This is a genomic window from Actinacidiphila glaucinigra, assembly GCF_035918135.1.
GTDB lineage: Bacteria > Actinomycetota > Actinomycetes > Streptomycetales > Streptomycetaceae > Actinacidiphila > Actinacidiphila glaucinigra.
Map to the genome: position 1 here is coordinate 9,176,700 of NZ_CP109144.1, position 20,356 is coordinate 9,197,055.

Sequence of the window (20,356 nt, forward strand, 5' to 3'; positions counted from 1 at the left end):
CGAAGCCCCACGATGCTGCAACCCACCTACGAACAGACCGCGGCCGCCGACGCCTCCGCCACCGGGGAACACTTGGTGATCCAGGCCGGTGCCGGCACCGGCAAGACCACCACCCTCACCCAGCTCGCCGCCTCCACCTCACGCCGGGGCCTGTACATCGCGTTCAACCGGTCCATCGCCTAGGGCGTGTATCGAAAGTGGATCTTGATGTGTGATGATCTTGGTTCGTGGCGCGTGGAGATCTGACGGACGAGCAGTGGGCTGCGCTGGAGCCGCTGCTGCCAGTGCGCAAGAAGGCCGGTCGACCGGCGATATGGACCCGGCGACAGCTGATCGACGGCATACGGTTCCGGGTCCGTACCGGCATCCCGTGGCGGGACGTGCCTGGGCAATACGGCCCGTGGGGCCGGGTGTACGACCTGTTCCGCCGCTGGCAGCGCGACGGCACCTGGCAGCGGATCCTCACCCAACTCCAGGCCCGCGCGGACGCGAAGGACCTGATCACCTGGGATTTGAACGTCGACTCCACCGTCTGCCGGGCCCACCAGCACGCCGCAGGGGCACGGAAAAGGGGGACCTCCAAAAGGAACCACCCGGCGGAATCACCGTCGAGCCGGACGACCACGGGCTCGGACGCTCCCGCGGCGGGTTGACCACCAAGCTGCACCTGGCCGTCGAGCAAGGCCAAAAGCCCATGTCGATCGTGATCACCGCAGGCCAGCGCGGGGACTCCCCGCAGTTCGAGGTCGTCCTCGGCCGCGTCCGGGTACCCCAGCTCGGGGCTGGTAGACCCCGCACCCGACCCCTGCGCGTGCGGGCCGACAAGGCGTACGCCTCCCGCAAGAACCGCGCCTACCTGCGACGACGCGGTATCCGCTGCACCATCCCGGACAAGGCCGACCAGGCCCGCAACCGCAAGAAGCGCGGCTCGCGAGGCGGCCGGCCACCGAAGTTCGACCCGGAGGACTACAAAGCGCGGCACGCAGTCGAATGCGGCATCAACCGCCTCAAGAGACACCGCGCCGTGGCAACACGGTACGACAAACTCGCGGTCCGCTACGAGGCAACAGTCCTCATCGCCGCCATTAACGAATGGCTGTGACCAGCACTTTCGATACACGCCCTAGATGTCGAGTCCGTTCTCTGCCTATTTGCGAGGCGCCCATGTCCAAGACCTTGATCGGTACTCCCGACCCCGATCAGCCCTCACCTGGGCCTGCATTGTGCGACGAGCATGCTGAGCGCATGGTCCTGGTGGCCTTGCTCCAGCACTCGCAGCTGGTCCCGTACCTGATGGCGGTCCTGCGACCGACGCATTTCAGCAGCCCGGCCTGCCGGGACGTCTTCCGTGCCGCAGCCGCGGTCCACCGCCACAAGGAGCCCTGCACCCCGGCAGCCGTCACCGCCGAGCTCGAGCGCCAGCAGCAAACCGGCGCCGACGACTCCGCAGGCGAGGCGAGGAAGAGCCTGATCCATGACCTTCCTCGTGCCGCGGCCCCGGCGGAGCCGGTGGTGGTGCACTACGTGGCGATCGTTCGGGACCTGGCCGCGCTGCGCCGCCACGCGGCCGCGCACTCTGAGGGGATGCCGTCGATGCCGATGCGCGGCTTCCTCACCGACGACGACACCTGACCACCGACACGCGCCTGTCGCGCCCTCACGGATCGATGAAGCTCAACGATGCTGAAGCCCACTGACGAACAGATTGCGGCCGCCGACGCCTTCGCCACCGGGGATCACCTGGTGATCCAGGCCGGTGCCGGCACCGGGAAGACCACCACGCTCACCCAGCTTGCGACCAGCACCTCACGCCGGGGCCTGTATGTGGCGTTCAACCGGTCCATCGCCCTAGACGCTGCCGGCCGCTTCCCCGGCACGGTGCTGTGCAAGACCGCGCACTCCCTGGCCTACGCCGCCGTCGGTCACCGCTACCGGGCCCGCCTGAACGGCCCCCGGCTGCCCGGTCGGCACACCGCCGACGCACTGGGGATCACCAAGCCCATGCGCATCGGCAACCAGGTCGTCTGGCCCGCGACGTTGACCTCGACGGCGCAGCGCATCGTCACCCGGTTCTGCCAGTCCGCTGACCCCGTCATCGAGCAGCACCATGTGCCTCCGCTTCGCGGTCTGGCCGCAAGCCTGCACGCCGAGCTCGCGCGCCGTATCCTGCCCTACGCCCGCGCCGCTTGGGCCGACCTGCAGCACCCCGAGTCCGGGGCGGTCCGCTTCGGACACGACCACTACCTGAAGATCTGGGCGCTGTCCGACCCGAAACTGCACACCGACTTTGTGCTCCTGGACGAAGCGCAGGACACTAACCCCGTCCTCGAGCAGGTCCTGCTGAACCAGCGCGGTCACGCCCAGTTGGTCATGGTGGGGGATTCGGCGCAGGCCATCTACGGTTGGCGCGGTGCGAAGGACGTCATGACCGGCTTCGACGGCACCGCCTTGTCGCTGACCCGGTCCTTCCGCTTCGGTCCCCTCCTTGCGCTAGAGGCCAACCGGTGGCTGGCGATCGCGGGCGCCCCGATCCGCCTGGAAGGCACCGACACCATCCCGACCGAGGTGGGCACGGTGACGAGGCCGGATGCGGTGCTGTGCCGCAGCAACATCGGAGCCATGGCCCAGATTTTCCGCTTTCTCGCCAAGGGGCGCAGGGTCGCGCTGGTCGGGGGAGGCCAGGCCCTGCGCGCTCTGGCGCTGGCCGCTCGGGACCTGCAGGACGGACGCCGCACTTCCCACCCCGAGCTGGTGCTGTTCACCTCCTGGGGGCAGCTGCAGGAGTACGCCGAACACGACCCCGCCGGCGGTGACCTGCAGCCCCTGGTCGACCTCGTCGACCATCACGGCACGGACGCCGTCCTGGCCGCGGTGGGCCGCCTCGTACCCGAGAGCGACGCCCAGGTGACGATCTCCACCGCGCACAAATCCAAGGGCCGCGAATGGCCCCAGGTCGAGATCGCCGACGACTTTTACCCGCCCAAGGACAGCGACGACAAGGACGAGCACGGCAACCCCCTGCCCGGGCCGATCGACGACGCCGACGCCCGCCTCGCCTACGTTGCCGTCACCCGCGCCCGCACCCGACTTGACCTCGGCGGCCTGGAATGGATCAACGAACACCCCGACGGAAACCCTCCGGGGTCACACCCCCGGCCGACTGAGGACCTGATCGCTCTTGCAGGCTGAGTCGATCTACACGGCCAGTTCGGTCTGCTTCAGCGCTTTCCCGTCGCGCGGATGCTGGCCTCCAGTGCCGCCATCAGGTCCACTGGCGGCACCGGCTCTTCCGGCTCCTCCAGCCCGGCTCCGGTCATCTTCGCGGCCACCAGCTGCTCCAGGGCAGCCGCGTAGTCGTCGTGCAGCCCTGCGCTGTCGACTCCGGTGAGCTGGTCCATGAGCAACTCGGCGAGCTCCAGCTCGCGCTCGGTCACCGGCGCCGGGCTGGAGAGGTCGTCGGGCTCGCGGATCTCTTCCGGCCACAGCAGCGTGTGGAGGACGAGCATGCCGTGGCGCGGCCTTAGGATCGCCAGCCGCTCCCGGGTGCGCAAGGTGACTTTGGCGACGGCGACCGTCCCGTGCCGGGCCAGTGCTTGCACCAGGAGCGCATAGGGCCGCTGGCCTTGCTCGCTGGCCGCGCCGACCCAGTAGGGCTTGGCGTAGAGCAGTGGGTCGACGTCGCGCTCGTTGACGAAGCCGAGGACGTCGACGGTGCGCTTCGTGGGAAGGGGGAGGGCGTTCAGGTCCTGGTCGAGGAGTACGACGGTGCGGCCGTCGGACCGCTCCCAGCCACGCGCGATCTCCGACTGCGGGACCTCCACGTCTTCGCGCTCGTCCCTTCTCTGGGGTATCGAAATCGTGCGTACGGCGTGATCCCGCGTTGGCACTGCTCAGCAGCATGTGTTGGAACCTTAACCAGTGCAACAGCTGTGGCGCCATCGCTGATCTGGGTGATCAGGGGCTGAGTTGGTGAGTCCCCGGACTCCGCCTACACCGTGCATCTCACGGTTACGTCGATGGCTGCCATGCGGCCGGTATTGGTACGCGTCGTTGGCGGGCATGAATCCCAGTCAGCTGCCTGCGGCCACAGTGGGAGTGCACTTGGTAGGCGAGCCGCTCCTCACACTTGGGGAACGCTTTTCGTCGACGATTTACCGCGCCGGTCAGTCAAAGCGCGCCATGCCACGAGCAGGCCGACGAGGGCGAGCAGCATCCAGCCGGTGAGGTAGGTGAACGCCGCGGTCGGGGATGCGGTGGTCCACAGGATGCCCGCGATGGTGGAGGCAGCCAGGTTGCCGAGGGACTGGACGGTGGCGAGCATGCCGAAGGCTGAGCCCCGCAGGTTGTTGGGGGCGAGGGCGGCGACGGCGGAGTGCTGGGCGGTTTCCACGGCTCCGATGCCGATGCCGGCCAGAATGAAAGGCGCGGTCAGGACGGCGATCGTGGCGCCCGTTGCGGCGAACATGCCGTAGGCGACGGCGAAGGCGAGGACGCCGCCGGCCAGGACGAGGATCGGGCCTCGGGTTCCGAGTCGGTCGGCCAGGCGTCCGGCGGGGATCGAGGCGATCGTGGCGGCGACGTTGTAGGCGGTGTACAGCCCCAGCGCGATGGTGGTCGCGGTCTTGGCACCATGGTCCGGAGTGAGCAGCTCCGAGGCGCGCAGGATCAGCAGGGTGGCCGCCACGTTGCCGACCTCGAAAGCCGCTACAGCGGCCATGAGCCTGCCCAAGTCACCCTGCAGCACAGGCCGGACCCTGATCTTCAGCGGAACACGGTCGCGGCCGGTGGGACGGGACGTCTTGCGGATGGCGTAGACGATGGCGGCTGCGGCCAGTAGGCCGGGGATGACGGACAGGCCGATCGCCCACGTCACCCCGAGCCATGCCACCAGGCTCAGCGCGAGCAGCGGGCCGAAGATCGCACCGAGGTTGTCCATCATCCGCTCGAAGCCGTACGCCCTCCCGTAGGCCTTGGGCGGGACGATGTCGGCGAGCAACGCATTGCGGGCAGGGACGCGCAGGCCGCGCGCGGTCCACGCGGCTGCCCGCAAAAGCCCCACCTGCCAGACTGCTGTGGCGCCGGCGGTGGCCGCGCCGAGGACGGCGGTGGTGGCGTAGCCGCCCACCGCGACCTTGCGGCGTCGGGAAGGATCGTCGGCCAGGACGCCGCCACCGAAGCGTGCGGAGCCGGCCAGGGCATCGGAGACGCCCTCGATCACACCGAGAGCCGCAGCCGGCGCCCCGAGCGTCGATGTCAGCAGTGACGGCAGCAGGGCGGTGGGTATCTCGTGGCCGACGTCCGCCAGGAAACTAGCCGAGCCGATCCCGCGCACGCCGGGCGTGAGCCACTTCTCGTTGTTAGCCGGGGTCCCGTCGGCAGCAGTGCATGAGGTCTCTGTCACGGACGGCATTCTCCCCACCCCACGCTGCCGGTTACCCCGCGACGACAGGATGCGCGCCGGCAGGCCCCGGTCAGGGTGAGGCAAGGCCTTTCAGGCCTGCTGACAGTCTCGACGACCTTGCAGATGTCACAGCCGCAACCCGGAGCGATCGATGCCTCATCAGTCAGGGCGGACACCGTCGGTGACGGGCAGGCTTGGGAGCGCGCGTGGGGAGTCATATGAGGAGGGGGCTGCCTGGCTGGGGGTAGCGTGAGGGGTAGCGGTAGTCCGTGGTGACTGCCGCGCGGCGGTGGGGCCCGCCGTACCCGAACCGCGGTGAGGATGCCGCCAACGGTCCCTACTTGTGATGATCCGTGCCCGCTTCAGGGTGCCGCACGAGTAGGAGATCCATGAGTTCACCAGCCCCCCTTCCTCTGATGGCCAAGCCCGTGGACCCGGACGTTCAGCCGCCGACGTCCGCGCCGCAATCCTCGCTGCTGCGGGAGCAGGGACCGGTGGTGGGCGTGGTGGCGGTCGGTGGCGCGCTGGGAGCGTGTGCCCGCTACGGAGCCGCCCTGCTGTGGCCCACCGCACCGGGCGCCTTTCCGTGGACCACGCTGGGTGTCAACGCGGTCGGCTGCGCCGTGATCGGCATCTTCATGGTGGTCATCACCGAGGCGTGGGCCGCGCACCAGCTGGTGCGCCCGTTCTTCGGTACGGGCGTGCTGGGGGGTTTCACCACCTTCTCCACGTATACGGCCGACGTCCATGGCCTGGTCGAAGGCGGGCACGCCGAGGCCGGGCTGGCCTACCTTGCCGCCACGCCGCTGATTGCGCTGGCTGCGGTGTGGGGTGCGGCTCATGCGACGCGCCGCCTGATTGCATGGAGGCAGACGTGACACGGCTCAGTGGCACTGCCGTCCGGTTGACGATCCTGATCGGCGACAACGACACCTGGCATCACAAGCCGCTGTGCACCGAGATCGTCCACCGGGCGCACGCCGCCGGTCTGGCAGGGGCGAGCGTCTTCCACGGTGTCGAGGGCTTTGGTGCCTCCTCGCTGGTCCACACCGCCCGACTGCTCTCGTTGAATGACAACCTGCCCGTGGCGATCATCATCGTCGACCAGGGCGAGCGCATCCGCGCGTTCCTGCCCCAGCTGGACGAGCTCGTCAGCGAAGGTCTGGTGACGCTCGACGAGGTCGAGGTCATCCGATACGTCGGGCGGGGGAACCATCGATGAACTGGGCACTGGTCGTTGCCGGGGCCATGGTGGGGGCGCCGCTGCCGTACCTCACGGACCGCACCGTCCAGGCGCGGCACGACACCCTCTTCCCCTGGGGCACGTTCACGGTCAACATCATCGGCTCTCTCATCCTGGGGGCACTGGCTGGCGCGGTCACCTACGGTGCCGCCTCCCATTCGGTGCAGCTACTCGTCGGCACCGGATTTTGCGGGGCGCTGACCACCTACTCGACGTTCTCCTACGAGACGCTGCGGCTGGCCGAGACCGGAGCGAGGTTCTTCGCTGCGGCCAACGTCGTCGCTAGTGTCGTCGCCGGCCTCGGGGCCGCCTTCATGGGAGCCGCCCTCGCCCAGGCGATTTGGGCCTGATCACACCGTTCCTTCCCGCCGAACTCGCTGCTGTGGCAGAAGGTGATCTCCCATGGCTCACGGTCGATCGCCTCGTGGCAGCAGGGGGTGAGGCAAAGACCTCCAGCATCTGCCCAAGCCGGGCGCTGCTGCGTGCAAGCGCGGCTGCGCTCGGGGGTGGGGTGCAGACGGGGCAAGGGCTGCCGTGCGGAGGGGGTTCATCCTCATGGTCGCCCACGGGCATGACCCCGATGGCACGAATAGGTGCAGGCAGGCAGGCTGAATCGACAGAGGAGACGCGGAATCCGTGGCGGGAGCACATGGCTGGGACCGATGAAGGTGGCACCCGAGCGTCAGCGGGCGTGAGGGGCGGTGTCCGGTGGCTCCCGGTTGTGCTCTTGGGCGCCGGCCTGGTGGTGGAGCGTTTCTCAGCCCCCGAGGTCAGCAGCGTCGCGTTCTGTCTGATTGCCCCGGTGATTGCCGCATTGTGGCTGTCATTGGTGGGCACCGCGTTGATCGGCCTTGGCGCGATCTTCGTCGATTTCGCGATGCTTTCGCACCACGGCAGCGCGGGCAGTATCAGCGAGTTGCCGTCGGTGGCGGTAGTGGCGGGGGTGGCTGTATTCATCCACTGGCTCTTGAGGACGCGCGGCAGCAGGCCGATGTCGGTCCCCAAAGTCGCGGCCCGAGGTCATGGTGGGCGCCCGTCGAAGTCATCCGAGCACGCGCGGCTGCCCGCAGTCGACGCCCGTCACGAGGCGATCCAGCGGCCGGCGGACACCGGCCCCGATTTCCGCGCCTGAGGCGGATCCCGGCCAGGGCGCGCTCCTGCCTATGGCGGGCGGCACGGGGCGCTGGTTCGTGGCCGCCCGGGAGCCGATGGCCCGGGCGGTCTTTCCCGAGGCGTGATGTGTCAGTGGCTGGTGAGTTCGCCGGTGAGCTTGCCGTGGAGGGCGGCGCTGGGCTGGTTCAGGCCGGTGATCTCGACGGTCTTGCCGCGCTGGGCGTACTTGGTCTCGATGGCATCCAGAGCGGCGACGGAGGAGGCGTCCCAGATGTGCGCGGCGGACAGGTCGATGACGACCTTGTCGGGGTCGGTGGCGTAGTGGAACCGGCCGACGAGGTCGCCCACGGAGGCGAAGAAGAGCTCTCCGGTGACGGAGTAGACGACGGTCATGCCGTCGGGGTCGGTGACGGCGGTGACGTCGGCGAGGTGGGCGACGCGGCGGGCGAAGATGACCATGGCGGTGATGGAGCCGACGACGACGCCGATGGCCAGGTTGGAGGTGGCGACCACGACCGCGACGGTGATGGCCATGACGGTGATCTCGCCGGCGGGCATCCTGCGGAGTGTCTTGGGTGCGATGGAGTGCCAGTCGAAGGTGGCGAAGGAGACCATCACCATCACCGCGACCAGGGCGGCCATGGGGATGTCGGAGACGACGGGGCCGAAGACGATGCACAGCACCATCAGGAACGCGCCGGCGAGGAAGGTGGACAGCCGGGTGCGGGCGCCGGAGACCTTCACGTTGATCATCGTCTGGCCGATCATGGCGCAGCCGCCCATGCCGCCGAAGAAGCCGGTGACGATGTTGGCGATGCCCTGTCCGATGGACTCGCGGGTCTTGGAGGAGCGGGTGTCGGTGATGTCGTCGACGAGCTTGGCCGTCATCAGCGACTCCATCAGGCCGACCAGGGCCATGGCGAGCGCGTAGGGGGCGATGGTGGTCAGGGTGTCCATGGTGAACGGCACGTCGGGCAGGCCGGGCACCGGCAGCGAGGACGGCAGGGCGCCCTTGTCGCCCACGGTCGGCACCGCGATCCCGGCGGCGACCGTGATCACGGTCAGGGTCACGATGGACACCAGCGGTGCCGGGACGACCTTGGTGACCTTCGGGAAGAACACCATGAGCGCCAGGCCCGCGGCGATGAGCGGGTAGACCGCCCACGGCACGTCGTGCATCTCCGGGACCTGCGCCACGAAGATCAGGACGGCGAGGGCGTTGACGAAGCCGACCATGACCGAGCGCGGCACGAAGCGCATGAGTTTGGCGACCCCGAGCGCTCCCAGGACGATCTGGAAGACCCCGGCGAGGATGACGGCGGCGACGAGGTAGCCGAGTCCGTGCTCGCGGTTGAGGGGCCCGATGACCAGGGCCACGGCCCCGGTCGCGGCCGAGATCATGGCGCGGCGTCCGCCGACGACGGAGATGGTCACCGCCATGGTGAAGGAGGCGAACAGCCCGATCGCCGGGTCGACCCCGGCGATGATCGAGAACGAGATGGCCTCGGGGATCAGCGCGAGGGCGACCACCAGGCCGGCCAGCACCTCGGTGCGCCACACCTTCGGGTCGGCGAGCCAGTCTGGACGCAGGCCGCGCAGCCGTGCGGCGGGAGACAGAGCAGAAGAAGACAAGGGAGCGGGAACCTGTCGTGCTCGGGCACGGCCCCATGGGCAGGGGCGGGGTGTGCGGAAAGGGCGCGGGAGGCCGGGCCGGCGCCTCGCGGACGACCCGCTGGGCGGGCCGGAAGTCTCGGAAGGGGACACGAGCAGCACACAGGTGCGGCCGGGCTCGTGTCAGAGACGAAGCATCACGGTGGGCAGGGGGCGGCGCTGGGCACCATGGACACGCGCACGCGGTTCTCCTGCAGGCTCGGATCTTCGCCGGGGGCGCCATCGGCCCCGACACGCAGCGGCCGGGCCGCAGAGCCCACACCGCACACGGTTGAAAACGGCGGCAGGCCGACTCTCAACGCCAGCAACTCTACCCTAACGTTAGAGTAGAAGTTGTGGGGTCGCCGGGACGGCGCGGCGGCACCCCGGGACAGAAGGGCCAGGGCCACGGGCGTGGACAGCAAGCACATGCAGATCGGTGAGGTCGCCGCGCGGACCGAACTGTCCCTGCGCACCATCCGGCACTACGAGGAGACCGGTTTGGTCACGCCGTCGGCCCGCTCGCAGGGCGGCTTCCGGCTCTACACCGAGGCCGACGTCGCCCGCCTCATGGTCATCCGCCGGATGAAGCCGCTCGGCTTCACCCTCGATCAGATGCGCGACCTGCTCGATGCCACCGACCGCCTCGACGCCGCGGACCTGCCCGACGGCGATGAACGCGACGCGCTTTTGGAACGCGTGCGCGCCTACGAGCAGGCAGCCACCGGCAAGATCGAGGACCTGCGGGTCCAGCTGTCCCGCGCCGAAGACTTCGCCGCGACACTCCGCGACCGCCTGGAACGCGCCGCAGGGACCGTCCCGGCGACTGGCGGGCTGGGCGGGGAGGACCGATCCCGCTAGGGTGTAAAGAACGCGTCAAGAACAGGCGCGGGGTGTGCCGGGAAGTCTGGTCGGCGTCCGAGGGGCCGTGTGCCCCTTTCACCGACGCCTGGAGTTCCCATTATGGCCGCTGACCGCTCGCGCCCCCTCTTCCTCGGCCTGCTGCCACTGCCCGAGCGGCAGGCGATCACCGGGGCCCTGCGCACCGAGACCACCGGCGGCCTGGTCCTGCTGGCCGCAGCCGTGGTGGCCCTGGTCTGGGCGAACAGCCCGTGGAGCGGAACCTACGAGCAGATCCGCAACGTCCACTTCGGGATCCCGGCCCTGGGACTGGATCTGTCGGTGGGGCACTGGACCGCCGACGGGCTGCTGGCCATCTTCTTCCTCGTCGCCGGGATCGAGCTCAAGCGCGAACTCGTCACCGGTGAACTACGCACCCCCGCCACCGCCGCCCTGCCGATCATCGCCGCCGTGTGCGGCATGGCCGCACCCGCCCTCCTCTACGCCGTCACCGCCACCGCAGGCGGCGGCAGCCTGGACGGCTGGGCAGTACCGATGGCAACCGACATCGCCTTCGCACTGGCGGTCCTGGCCGTCCTGTCCACACACCTGCCGGCCGCGCTGCGCGCGTTCCTGCTCACCCTGGCAGTCGTCGACGACCTGGGTGCGATCCTGATCATCGCGGTGTTCTTCACCTCCGACCTCAACTACTGGGCGCTGGCCGGTGCGTTCACCGGACTTGTCGTCTTCTACCTGCTCCAGCGACTCAGGGTGCGCGGCTGGTGGTGGTACGTGCCGCTGGGGACAGCGATCTGGGCGCTGATGTACAACGGCGGCATCCACGCCACGGTCGCCGGCGTCGCCATGGGCCTGATCCTGCGCACCACCCGCGACCAGGGCGAGGAAGCTTCCCCCGCCTCACGGGTCGCGCACCTGATGCACCCGCTCTCCGCCGGGATCGCAGTACCGCTGTTCGCCCTCTTCGCAGCCGGCGTGAGCATCTCCGGCGCCGCCCTCGGTGAGGTCTTCACCAGCCCCGAACCCCTCGGCGTCGTGATCGGCCTGCTCCTCGGCAAGACCCTCGGCATCTTCGCCGGCACCTACCTGGCCGCCCGCTTCACCCGCGCCCGCCTCAACCCGGACCTGGCCTGGGCCGACGTCCTCGGCCTCTCCGTCCTGGCCGGTATCGGCTTCACCGTCGCCCTGCTCATCGGCGAACTCGCCTTCCCCGGCACCGCTGTCGGCGAGCACGTCAAAGCCGCCGTCCTCGTCGGCTCCCTCATCGCCGCCACCCTCGCGTCCCTCCTGCTACGGCGGCGCAACACGATCTACCGACGCCTGTGCGAGGAAGAAAACCTCGACCAGGACGCCGACGGCATCCCCGACATCTACCAGCGAAGCGGCCCGTCCCGCACGGCCCCCGTCGGCAGGCAGAACGGGCAGTCCGGCTGATGGCCCCCACGCAAGCATTGGTGCTGGCATGCGCAATCCTCCTCGCCGCCCTGGTCGGTCATCCGGACCGCGATCGCGGACATCCGGTAGCAGCGCAACGCCTGGCGCCGCCTCACCCAACGACTCTTCGACAGGGCCTGCTGGTCCATGAACGCGGGCTGGCAGTGCCTGCCCTCGCCAGCAGCGGCGGTGCCATCGCGTGGACCACGTCCTGGCCGCATCGCGGCGGATCGCCGCCCTCCACGGCGAGGGCGATCATCTCGACCGGCTGTGCGCCGCCACCTCCGCCCTGACCACTACCCGCCTGCGTTCCGGAGCGGAATCCAGCTCGCCACCCGCTGGCCTCACGGATAGGCACCTGGCATACGTGGCAGCGCGCGGACTGACCGATCCCAGGGAAGCGAGCAGCTTCGGCCGCTGACGACGCGCGGTTGGGGCTACAGCGAGCGCGGCGGAAGATGGCGCCAGCGCCTGATGGCAGTCATATCGCGTGGCCGGGCAGAGCGCCGGCGACCACAAAATCGCTGACCCCACCGAGGCCCGTCGGCAGCCACTCGTACGGCGAACGGCCAATGTCCTCGGACGCCGCAGACCGCGGCCTACCCTCACCCTCAGCGGGAAGAACCCTAAAAAGAGATGAAATTTACGTGATTGTTGGTGATCACCATGCTGGAGGGACTGCTGACCATACTGGCCATCGTGGGCAGCGGCTCCGTGCTGTACGTGGCGGCTGCGGCCCGGGTGATCAGGCAGTATGAACGAGGTGTCGTGCTGCGCTTCGGCCGCTTGATGGGCTCGGTCCGCGGGCCGGGGTTCACCATGGTCGTTCCCGGGATCGACCGGCTACACAAGGTGAACATGCAGATCGTCACCATGCCGGTGCCGGCACAGGACGGCATCACCCGGGATAACGTCACCGTGCGCGTGGACGCGGTCATCTACTTCAAGGTCGTCGACCCAGTGGACGCGATCATCCGCGTCGAGAACTACCGCTTCGCGGTCTCGCAGATGGCGCAGACCTCGCTGCGTTCGATCCTGGGCAAGAGCAACCTCGACGAACTGCTGTCCAACCGGGAGAAGCTCAACCAGGGCCTGGAACTGATGATGGACAGTCCGGCTGTCGAGTGGGGCGTGACCATAGATCGGGTCGAGATCAAGGACGTTTCCCTGCCCGAGGGCATGAAACGTTCCATGGCCCGCCAGGCCGAGGCCGACCGCGAGCGACGCTCCAGGCTCATCAACGCCGACGCTGAACTCCAGGCGTCCAAGAAGCTCGCCCAGGCCGCCGCGGTCATGTCCAAACAGCCTGCCGCGCTCCAACTGCGGCTTCTGCAGACCGTCGTGGCGGTGGCCGCCGAAAAGAACTCCACCCTGGTCCTGCCCTTCCCCGTCGAACTCCTGCGCTTCCTCGAACGAGCCGGGGACCACCACCAGGACCAGAGCCCTCAGCCGACCCCGCGGGGAGCGGCGCAGGCATCGGGGAAACCCTCGGGAGGTGACTCGTCGTTCACGGCTCCGCCCTCCGCCTGAGGCAGGGCGGAGGTGCGGGATAAACCGTGAACGGGACCGCCGCCGCATGAGCGATGCGCGATCCTGTTCCAGGGACCCGGGACGGCGCGAGCCGCCGTTCCGTGTCAGGCGCGGGCCAGTTCGGCAGCGCCGAAGGAGACGTTGAACCGATCGCACCAGATACTCACGCTGGTGTACTTCTCAAGATCTGCCCTGGCGGGCAGTGGGTAGTTGTGGCTGCCTTTGTTGCCCTTGAGCTTGCCGAGGCTGAGGTAGGCGCCGTCGTCGAAAACGTCCCAGCCGTCCTTACCTGGCTTCACTGTCGCGTCCGTGATCCAGACTTTCAGGTCAGGGCCGTTGCTGGTGTCCAGGTCTTCCAGGCGCAGTACTCGGGAACCATCCGGGAGCTGGACGATTTTCACGCTGCCGGTAGTCGCATGCTCGTGAGTGATGAACTCGCCCGAGGCCAGCGTCGTCGGCCCGGCTGGCTGTGTGGGTTCGCCGGATGCGGGCGCCTCATCGGGCTCCGTACGTTCCGTCGATGTGGCCGTAGGCGGTGTGGCGGGTAGCGCCTCATCCACGGTCTTGTCCGTCCACAGTTTCCATGGCTGAAACAGGCTCATCCCCACCGCGACGACCGCCAAGCCGGCCACCAGCACCCCGATGACCAGCGGCTTGCGCATCAACCCTGCCAGACGACTCATCCTTGCCTCCCACATGCAGCGCGATCCCACGACTGATTCCACGCGATGCGGAGTCCTTCTGTCTCGGCCAGAGATGATACGAAGTCCTTACGACTCGGTCCGACGCGCCCTGAGTCCGACAGGCGTGCAGCCAGATACCCGGCGAGTTTCTCCAGACTGCGCGGGGACAGACGGCACCGTGAACCGCTCGGGCCAAGCGTAGCCAGAGCCCGCACACCGCCCTCCCGCCACAACTGGTGCCACTGGTAGGCCGACTTCGCGCTCACCCGCAGGCGCCGTGCCACCTCCAGCGGCTTGATGCCCTGCTCGAACAGCTGGGCCGCCTGCATCCGCACCGACTCGCGGCGCAGCCGACCCGCAGCGGTCAGCCCGCCCCCATCCGCATATCTCACACACAACGGAATACAGCTACCAAGACGGACCCATCAGGAACATTGCGGAAGTTCACCCCGACGAGCCGAAATCAGTAACTACCCGGCCTTGGGACAAGGCCCCCGTCAGGGCTTGTACAGCGACTTCAGGCTGGCCACCTGGCCCGCTCCGTAGAAGACCAGGTCGTATCCGATGCCGTCGTAGAGGCCGGAGTCCAGCTGATTCAGCAGGGTGACGAACTGCTCCGGGGAGTACGGCAGCAGCTCGGCGCGGCTGACCCCGGCAACCTCGTGGCGAACCGGGACGGTCAGGAGAGCCTGGGCGTTCTTGGCCATGGGCACCGTGGTGAACGGGCCAGTGCCCGGGATGATTTCCCAGGTGTCGAACTGGGTGTTGATCTTCTTCTGTGCGGGCCGCACCGACAGATAGGTACGTCCGTTGGTCCTCCAGGCCTTGTCGATCGTCACGAACTGCTTGGTGCCGGCGAAGGGGGCCCGGCTGGTCGAGGCCGACGTGTCCTTCGCCGCCTCGCTGCTGTCGGACCGGGTGCCCGTCTGCGTGGAAGGCGACTGTGTCTTTACGACCGTCGTGGGCACCGCGGACTTCTGAACGCCGTCCCACCGGGTGCCCGAATTACCGGCCGGTGCGGAAGGCGACGCCTTCTTCGTGGCCTCGGCAGGGCCTGCGGACTCCTTGCCGCCATAGGACCGGGCATCCGTCTTGTCGGCTGCCGCGGAAGACGACCTCGGCTTTGCAGCCGCGGGGTCCATTCGATCCGCGGGCTTCTGGCTGCATCCGGTCAGGGTAATGGCGCCGAGGGCGACAACGGTGAGCCAGCGCTTGGTGGTCCGGCGGCGTGAGGTGTTCATCGTCAACTACTCCTGAAGGCGGGTGTGGTTGGGTCGCATGGTCTCTACGCCTCACGCCGCCCACCGGGTTGCATCCCGATCAGATTATCTTGTGGCGTTTCACGAGCGCGCCGAACTGTGATATCAACGACTAAGATCCCGACCGGTCAAAAAGATCGGCGGGATCTCGTCATTCGTTCCCGAACGACGTCAGGAACTGTCGTCGATTACCTCACTCGGTGGTCAGCCAGAAGGCTTCTCTCAGCGATCGAATTCGGCCCTCGCCGTCGTAGTCGACTGCGAACACCCAGTGCGGTCCGGCGCGCAGCCGGCCCACCAGTTCGCCCAGCCGCATGTCCACCGGCTTCCCGCCGGCCACATGCTTCACTTCCACCAGGGTCTCCGTCGGCATGGTCACCTTGTGCACCACTCCGGTACGAAGCTGCTCCACGGTGACCTGGACCGTATCCCCCTCCAGCAGCACTGCGTCGTACACGTAGCCGAGTTCGCTGGCGTACTCCTCACCTGGGGCCGGCGTCGGGGGCATGAACCGTAGAATGTTCGGTGCTGTCGCCTTCGCGGCGGTCGTGGCCGGCTCCGGAGCGAGCCGGACCAGAGACAGGACTCCCACGGCCAGAGCAGCGGTCACCACCACGCCGACCGATGTCTGAACCGCCTGCTTGCGGCGCCGCCGCTGGTTGCCGCGTGTCCGGATCTGCTCCGCGGCCAGCGGCACGGCGAACCGCTGCCCCGAGGCGGCAAGATCGGCGAGGTGATCCCCCAAGCCGGTCTCGTCAACCATGCACCACCTCCTCTGCCGTCCCCATGAAGCCCAGGCGGGCGCGACTCACGGCTTGTATTGGGACTGCAGCTTGGTTACCTGCCCCTCTCCGTCGAAGCTCAGGTCGTACCCGATGCCTGCAGAGAGCCCGGAGTCCAGTTGCTTCAGCAGGGTGACGAACTCGGTCTGGGAGGACGGCAGAGGCTCGCCCCGGCTGGCGCCGGATGCATCGTCGTCGCCGCGGACCGGGGCCGTCAGCAGAACCCGGGCGTCCTTGGCCATGGTCACCGAGGTGAAGGCCCCCGTGCCGGGGACAATCTCCCAGGTGTCGAACTGGGTGTTGACCTCCTTCTGGGCGGGCCGCACCGACAGATACGTCAGTCCGCCTTTGGTCCAGGCCTTGTCGATCGTGACGAACTGCTTGGTGCCGGCCCACGGGGTCTTACTGGTCGACGCCTGCATGTCCTGCGAACCCTCGCCGTCGTCCGACGGGGCGGCCGTCTCGCCACTGCCGACCGGTGCGGTGTCCGTCGCCGCGACCGCAGCGGGATCATCCGAGGGCGCCTTTCCCTTCTGGCCGCATCCGGTCAGGACGAGGGCGCCGAAGGCGACAACGGTGAGCAGGCCCAGGGTGGCCCGGCGGTGTGAGGTAGACATGGTCAACGTTCTCCTGGAAACCGGTGTGGGCGGGTTACACGGTCTCTACGCCGCACACCGTCCCTCGGGTTGCATCCCAGTCAGACTTTTACGGCTTCTGCTGACGCTCACTCACGGTCAGCCAGGACGCTTCCCGCAGCGACTGAATCCGGCCCTCACCGTCGTAGTCGACGGCGAACACCCACCGTGGCCCGTCACGCAGCCGGTCGACCAGTTCGCCCAACGGCACGTCCCCTGCCTTCCCGCCGGCCACCTGCTCCACCTCGACCGGCGTCTGCGGCGACAGGGTCACCTGGTGCACCACTCCGGTGGGTACGGCCGTTCCCCGCTCGGTACGAAGCTGCTCCACGGTGACCTGGACCGCGTCCTCCACCACCATTGCGTTGTACACGTAGCCGAGTTCGCTGGCGTACTCATCACCCGGGGACGGCGTCGGGGGTACGAACTGAGGAGCGCTCCGCGACGGCGTCGGCTTCACGGCGGTCGGTGCCGACTCCGGGCCAGGCCGGGCCAGCGACAGGCCTCCCACGGCGACAGCAGCGGCCAGCAGCACGCCGCCCGACATCCGGGCTGCCCGCTTACGGCGTCGACGCCGGTCACCGCGCACCCGGATCTGCTCCGCGGCCAGCGGCACGGCGAACCGCCGGCCCTCGGCGGCAAGGCCGGCCAGGTGATCATCCAAGCTGGTCTCGTCAACCATGCTCCACCTCCGAAACTCGGCCCGCCCGCGGATCCAGCTCAGTATCGGCCAGAATCCTTGCCAGCGCGGCCCGCCCCCGGCTCAGCTGTGCCTTAACCGTGCCGACAGGGCAGTTGGTCTCGGAAGCCACCTGTTTAACCTCCAGATCGCACAGGTGGTGGAGCACGATGGCCCGCCGCTGCGCCGCGGGGATCTGCCTCAGCGCCTGCACCAGCAGCACATGGTGGGTGTCCGGCGGCGGTACGTTCGGGGGCGGGCCCTGGCGCCGCGCGAAGGAGAGCGCGGTTCGCACTCGCCGCCACCGGCTGACCGCCAGCCGCCAGGCCACGGTACGCACCCATGCCTCGGGTGCACCGTCCTTGTCCAGGTGGGCCCGATTCTCCCAGGCCCGGACGAAGGCTTCCTGGACCACGTCCTGCGCCTCAGCACGGTCGCCGATCATGGCGTACAGCTGGCCGATGAGCCGCCCCACGCTCCCGGAATAAAAGGCGTCGAACGCCTGCTCGTCCATCCCCCGCCTGCAGTTCCTGGTGGCCGTACATCTGTTCAATCGTGCGAACAGTGCCACCTGGCCGACCTTCGACGCAAGGAGCCCGTCACGTCAATTGGGTTCCCCGCGGCCCTCTCCGACGGGGCCATCGCTTCGGTGCCGATCGTCCTCCGCCACACCAGGCCCGGACACTGACCCGCGGCCTCTGGCGAGAGGCCGCAGGCGCGCAGTACGCAGGCCGACAAGTGGGCGGTGAACCTTCGGCCGCCCGGCAGTTCCACGCCCGCCACGGCCACCTGCAGGCGCCCCGCAAACACGTGGAGCAGCTCACCGAGCCCGACGGGATCGTGACCGAGGTCAAGCTGGGTCAGTTCGTGGACAACCTCCGCCGCCGGGCAGGGAAGCTGACCGAACAACGGTAGGTGGAACTCGAAGCGCTCGGCATGCGCTGGTAGAGGCAGCACGATGACAAGCCGGACCGGGCTCGCTCGCCGGGGAGTCCGGCCCAGCCCCTGTCCGTCGCCGTGAGCGCCTCGCTGACACGAGGCGGCACAATCCCGCCCCGCCACCGACACAGGGCGGCACACGGCCGCAGAGGGGCTTTGGCTATTGGTGTGGGGTGACGCCCGCAGGGTTCCGTCGTTGGACTATCCGAAGCACACCCCCGCTTGGCCCCCAGGGACGCATGGACCTGGGGGTCACGTGCCTGCCGGGGCCGTAGAATCCTTCGCTATGCCCGCTTCCGTGTCCTTGCCGGTGCCGGTGCCGGTGCCTGTGGCTGTGGCGCTCCCGCGCCCCGACGCGGCACGGCGCTCTGTACGCCGCCTTGGACCGGGGCTGGCTGGAGCCGGTGCGGTTGCGCCGCGCACTGGCCGGCCTGCCGCTGCCGAAGGCGGCCGACGGACGCATCGTCCTGGCGGTCGACGTCAGCAACTGGTTGCGTCCTGATGCCCCGACCAGCGACGACCGGCTGTTCTGCCATGTCTACGGACGTGGTGACCGCAGCACGGACCAGTTTGTGCCTTTCGTCGCCGCCCTGGAGACCGGCCGCACCTCCTGAGTCGCGCTGCTGGACGCCGTCCGCCTCGGGCCCGCCGACGACGCGACCGCCGTCACGGCAGTCCAACTACGCGGGAAGGTCGAGCGGTTGACACAGGCCCACCCATGGCAGCCAGGCGATCCTGAGATCCTGATCGTGATGGACTCCGGCTACGACATCACCTACCTCTCCCACGCCCTGGCAGACCTGCCCATCGTGCTGATCGGCCGACTGCGCTCGGACCGCGTGATGCTCCGCGACCCCGGCCCCGCCCGCTCCGGACCGAAGGGCGGGCGGCCCCGCCGGCACGGCGGCGTCCTCACCTTCGCCAAGCCCGACACCTGGCACGAACCCGAAATAACCACCGTCACGGACACCACCCGCTACGGCAAGGCCGAGGCCCGAGCCTGGGACAGGATGCACCCCAGACTCACTCACCGCGGCCCCTGGCTGAACCACACGGAGGAGGAACTGCCTGTCTTGCATGGCACGTTGCTCCGCCTGAAGGTCGAGCGCCTGCCGGGCGACCGCGATCCCAAACCGGTCTGGTTGTGGTGCTCGGCCTCCGCCGCCACGCCAGCGGACGTGGACCGCTGGTGGCAGTCCTTCCTCCGCCGCTTCGATCTCGAGCACACCTTTCGGCTGATGAAGCAGACCCTCGGCTGGACCGCGCCGAAGGTCCGCCACGGGGACACCGCCGACCTGTGGACCTGGCTCATCATCGCCGCACACACCCAGCTTCGCCTCGCCCGGCCCCTCGCCGAGGACCTGCGCCGGCCGTGGGAACGTCCCACCGCACCCCGCCGCCTCACCCCCGCCCGGGTGCGGCGGGGGTTTCGCAACGTCCGCGCGACCACGGCGAGGCTGTCGCAGGACTTCACCCTGCTGGTGATCAAGAGCGAGTCGGTGTTCGCTTCCAGCTGTCGCGCAGGCTTGGGAATCTTCGCAGGTGGGGTCGAACTTCCTGGTGTGTGACCATGAACGTGATCTTGAGATGCCGAGGAATGCACGGGACTGGCTGCCGCCCGAGCACCTGTGCTGGAAGGTGCTCGAAGTCGTTGGAGAGCTTGATCTCTCGGCTTTCGAGAGAAGCTACCGCGCCGACGGACAGGGAGGGGCGGCCTACCCGCCGGCGAACCTGGTTGGGTTGCTCCTGTACTGCTACAGCAAGGGCATGCGATCCTCCCGCCAGATCGAGCGGGCTTGTTGGGACGACGTGGGCTGTCGGGTCATCACCGGGAACCGCCCAGTGGATCATTCCACTGTTGCGCGGTTCGTCCGACGTCACCGCGAGGCGTTGAAGGCTCTGTTCGTGCAGGTGCTGGCGCTGTGCGGTCAGCGGGGCCTGGTGAATCTCTCGGCAGTGGCGATCGACGGCTCACCGATGGAGGCGAACGCATCCCGCGGCTCCAACCAGCGGCTGCAACGGCTTGAGGAGGCCATCTCCCGGTGTCAGGTGGAGATACACGAACTCATGGAAGGCGCACGCGCGCAACGTCGAGGCCGAGGCCGATGACTCCGATCGCGCCAACAGCACTGCCGGGTCCGACGATTTGC

General features: G+C 68.5%; 21 protein-coding genes and 3 pseudogenes. 14 read left to right on the plus strand and 10 right to left on the minus strand.

Translation table 11 applies throughout. From position 1 onward, the window contains the following. Window positions 1–15 precede the first annotated feature (15 nt). From OIE69_RS41590 to OIE69_RS41605, 4 genes and pseudogenes are all read left to right on the plus strand, one after another. Window positions 16–180 (plus strand): annotated as a pseudogene (locus tag OIE69_RS41590) (UvrD-helicase domain-containing protein); the annotation flags it as partial. 47 nt (window positions 181–227) lie between these two features. Further along, a protein-coding gene (locus tag OIE69_RS41595) for an IS5 family transposase (protein ID WP_392567635.1) occupies window positions 228–1,102 on the plus strand; the annotation gives its coding sequence in 2 pieces (ribosomal slippage) (window positions 228–618 and window positions 618–1,102; 876 coding nt in all). Between the two features lie 62 nt (window positions 1,103–1,164). Beyond that, window positions 1,165–1,632 carry a DnaB-like helicase N-terminal domain-containing protein gene (locus OIE69_RS41600; RefSeq protein WP_326580658.1) on the plus strand — a complete coding sequence of 156 codons (468 nt, stop codon included), beginning with the start codon at window positions 1,165–1,167 and terminating at the stop codon, window positions 1,630–1,632. A 48-nt stretch (window positions 1,633–1,680) separates the two neighbouring features. Further along, a complete protein-coding gene (locus OIE69_RS41605; protein ID WP_326580659.1) occupies window positions 1,681–3,189 on the plus strand; it encodes a UvrD-helicase domain-containing protein in 1,509 nt (502 codons plus the stop codon). A 29-nt stretch (window positions 3,190–3,218) separates the two neighbouring features. Here OIE69_RS41605 and ku read toward each other — a convergent pair whose 3' ends face one another. Both ku and OIE69_RS41615 read right to left on the minus strand, forming a co-directional pair. Then, window positions 3,219–3,887, minus strand: a complete 669-nt coding sequence (ku, locus tag OIE69_RS41610; RefSeq protein WP_326580660.1) for a non-homologous end joining protein Ku — start codon at window positions 3,885–3,887, stop codon at window positions 3,219–3,221. 233 nt (window positions 3,888–4,120) lie between these two features. Beyond that, window positions 4,121–5,401 carry an MFS transporter gene (locus tag OIE69_RS41615; protein WP_326580661.1) on the minus strand — a complete coding sequence of 427 codons (1,281 nt, stop codon included), beginning with the start codon at window positions 5,399–5,401 and terminating at the stop codon, window positions 4,121–4,123. Window positions 5,402–5,817: 416 nt separating this feature from the next. On the opposite strand from OIE69_RS41615, the gene OIE69_RS41620 reads away from it, so the two are divergent. From OIE69_RS41620 to OIE69_RS41635, 4 genes are all read left to right on the plus strand, one after another. Further along, a complete protein-coding gene (locus OIE69_RS41620) occupies window positions 5,818–6,279 on the plus strand; it encodes a fluoride efflux transporter FluC (RefSeq protein ID WP_326580662.1) in 462 nt (153 codons plus the stop codon). Continuing rightward, entirely contained in the window at window positions 6,276–6,623 is a 348-nt protein-coding gene (locus OIE69_RS41625) for a DUF190 domain-containing protein (protein ID WP_326580663.1), read from the plus strand. Before OIE69_RS41620 ends, OIE69_RS41625 begins: the two co-directional genes overlap by 4 nt. Then, window positions 6,620–6,994 carry a fluoride efflux transporter CrcB gene (gene crcB, locus OIE69_RS41630; RefSeq protein WP_326580664.1) on the plus strand — a complete coding sequence of 125 codons (375 nt, stop codon included), beginning with the start codon at window positions 6,620–6,622 and terminating at the stop codon, window positions 6,992–6,994. The genes OIE69_RS41625 and crcB overlap by 4 nt, the downstream gene beginning before the upstream one ends. A 392-nt stretch (window positions 6,995–7,386) precedes the next feature. Beyond that, on the plus strand, window positions 7,387–7,776 hold the full coding sequence (locus tag OIE69_RS41635) for a hypothetical protein (RefSeq protein ID WP_326580665.1): 390 nt from the start codon (window positions 7,387–7,389) through the stop codon (window positions 7,774–7,776). A gap of 110 nt (window positions 7,777–7,886) precedes the next feature. Here OIE69_RS41635 and OIE69_RS41640 read toward each other — a convergent pair whose 3' ends face one another. Beyond that, window positions 7,887–9,389 carry a SulP family inorganic anion transporter gene (locus tag OIE69_RS41640; RefSeq protein WP_326580666.1) on the minus strand — a complete coding sequence of 501 codons (1,503 nt, stop codon included), beginning with the start codon at window positions 9,387–9,389 and terminating at the stop codon, window positions 7,887–7,889. 432 nt (window positions 9,390–9,821) lie between these two features. Between OIE69_RS41640 and OIE69_RS41645 the strand changes: the two genes are divergently transcribed. The 3 genes from OIE69_RS41645 (at window position 9,822) to OIE69_RS41655 (ending at window position 13,229) form a co-directional block, all read left to right on the plus strand. Continuing rightward, the gene (locus OIE69_RS41645; RefSeq protein WP_326580667.1) at window positions 9,822–10,268 is read left to right on the plus strand and encodes a MerR family transcriptional regulator; all 447 of its coding nucleotides are present in this window, start codon (window positions 9,822–9,824) and stop codon (window positions 10,266–10,268) included. A gap of 102 nt (window positions 10,269–10,370) precedes the next feature. Then, window positions 10,371–11,699 (plus strand): Na+/H+ antiporter NhaA, encoded by a 1,329-nt coding sequence (gene nhaA, locus OIE69_RS41650; protein WP_326580668.1) that lies wholly within the window; start codon window positions 10,371–10,373, stop codon window positions 11,697–11,699. A gap of 666 nt (window positions 11,700–12,365) precedes the next feature. Further along, entirely contained in the window at window positions 12,366–13,229 is an 864-nt protein-coding gene (locus OIE69_RS41655; protein ID WP_326581564.1) for a slipin family protein, read from the plus strand. Between the two features lie 104 nt (window positions 13,230–13,333). Here OIE69_RS41655 and OIE69_RS41660 read toward each other — a convergent pair whose 3' ends face one another. From OIE69_RS41660 to OIE69_RS41690, 7 genes and pseudogenes are all read right to left on the minus strand, one after another. Then, the gene (locus OIE69_RS41660; RefSeq protein WP_326580669.1) at window positions 13,334–13,912 is read right to left on the minus strand and encodes a DM13 domain-containing protein; all 579 of its coding nucleotides are present in this window, start codon (window positions 13,910–13,912) and stop codon (window positions 13,334–13,336) included. A gap of 131 nt (window positions 13,913–14,043) precedes the next feature. Next, window positions 14,044–14,304, minus strand: a pseudogene (locus OIE69_RS44965) (helix-turn-helix domain-containing protein); the annotation flags it as partial. Window positions 14,305–14,409: 105 nt separating this feature from the next. Beyond that, a complete protein-coding gene (locus tag OIE69_RS41670) occupies window positions 14,410–15,153 on the minus strand; it encodes a hypothetical protein (RefSeq protein WP_392567706.1) in 744 nt (247 codons plus the stop codon). 211 nt (window positions 15,154–15,364) lie between these two features. Next, entirely contained in the window at window positions 15,365–15,934 is a 570-nt protein-coding gene (locus OIE69_RS41675; RefSeq protein WP_326580672.1) for a hypothetical protein, read from the minus strand. 45 nt (window positions 15,935–15,979) lie between these two features. Beyond that, entirely contained in the window at window positions 15,980–16,570 is a 591-nt protein-coding gene (locus tag OIE69_RS41680) for a hypothetical protein (protein ID WP_326580673.1), read from the minus strand. A gap of 88 nt (window positions 16,571–16,658) precedes the next feature. Beyond that, on the minus strand, window positions 16,659–17,270 hold the full coding sequence (locus tag OIE69_RS41685; RefSeq protein WP_326580674.1) for a hypothetical protein: 612 nt from the start codon (window positions 17,268–17,270) through the stop codon (window positions 16,659–16,661). Next, a complete protein-coding gene (locus OIE69_RS41690) occupies window positions 17,263–17,781 on the minus strand; it encodes a SigE family RNA polymerase sigma factor (RefSeq protein ID WP_326580675.1) in 519 nt (172 codons plus the stop codon). The genes OIE69_RS41685 and OIE69_RS41690 overlap by 8 nt, the downstream gene beginning before the upstream one ends. Before the next feature lie 224 nt (window positions 17,782–18,005). Between OIE69_RS41690 and OIE69_RS41695 the strand changes: the two genes are divergently transcribed. The 3 genes and pseudogenes from OIE69_RS41695 to OIE69_RS41705 all read left to right on the plus strand — a co-directional run bounded on the left by OIE69_RS41695 (window position 18,006) and on the right by OIE69_RS41705 (window position 20,315). Beyond that, window positions 18,006–18,182: a helicase associated domain-containing protein gene (locus OIE69_RS41695; protein WP_326580676.1), complete on the plus strand. Its 177-nt coding sequence runs from the start codon at window positions 18,006–18,008 to the stop codon at window positions 18,180–18,182. Between the two features lie 350 nt (window positions 18,183–18,532). Next, a pseudogene (locus tag OIE69_RS41700) lies at window positions 18,533–19,651 on the plus strand (transposase); the annotation flags it as partial. Window positions 19,652–19,748: 97 nt separating this feature from the next. After that, window positions 19,749–20,315 carry a transposase gene (locus tag OIE69_RS41705; protein WP_326580677.1) on the plus strand — a complete coding sequence of 189 codons (567 nt, stop codon included), beginning with the start codon at window positions 19,749–19,751 and terminating at the stop codon, window positions 20,313–20,315. The last annotated feature ends 41 nt before the right edge of the window (window positions 20,316–20,356 follow it).

Excerpts from the sequence above, each read along its gene's own strand:
- OIE69_RS41600 (WP_326580658.1), top strand. The coding sequence starts at position 1,165 with ATGTCCAAGACCTTGATCGGTACTCCCGACCCCGATCAGCCCTCACCT.
- OIE69_RS41605 (WP_326580659.1), top strand. The coding sequence starts at position 1,681 with ATGCTGAAGCCCACTGACGAACAGATTGCGGCCGCCGACGCCTTCGCC.
- OIE69_RS41620 (WP_326580662.1), top strand. The coding sequence starts at position 5,818 with ATGGCCAAGCCCGTGGACCCGGACGTTCAGCCGCCGACGTCCGCGCCG.
- crcB (WP_326580664.1), top strand. The coding sequence starts at position 6,620 with ATGAACTGGGCACTGGTCGTTGCCGGGGCCATGGTGGGGGCGCCGCTG.
- nhaA (WP_326580668.1), top strand. The coding sequence starts at position 10,371 with ATGGCCGCTGACCGCTCGCGCCCCCTCTTCCTCGGCCTGCTGCCACTG.
- OIE69_RS41655 (WP_326581564.1), top strand. The coding sequence starts at position 12,366 with ATGCTGGAGGGACTGCTGACCATACTGGCCATCGTGGGCAGCGGCTCC.
- OIE69_RS41660 (WP_326580669.1), bottom strand. The coding sequence starts at position 13,912 with ATGAGTCGTCTGGCAGGGTTGATGCGCAAGCCGCTGGTCATCGGGGTG.
- OIE69_RS41670 (WP_392567706.1), bottom strand. The coding sequence starts at position 15,153 with ATGAACACCTCACGCCGCCGGACCACCAAGCGCTGGCTCACCGTTGTC.
- OIE69_RS41675 (WP_326580672.1), bottom strand. The coding sequence starts at position 15,934 with ATGGTTGACGAGACCGGCTTGGGGGATCACCTCGCCGATCTTGCCGCC.
- OIE69_RS41680 (WP_326580673.1), bottom strand. The coding sequence starts at position 16,570 with ATGTCTACCTCACACCGCCGGGCCACCCTGGGCCTGCTCACCGTTGTC.
- OIE69_RS41685 (WP_326580674.1), bottom strand. The coding sequence starts at position 17,270 with ATGGTTGACGAGACCAGCTTGGATGATCACCTGGCCGGCCTTGCCGCC.
- OIE69_RS41690 (WP_326580675.1), bottom strand. The coding sequence starts at position 17,781 with ATGGACGAGCAGGCGTTCGACGCCTTTTATTCCGGGAGCGTGGGGCGG.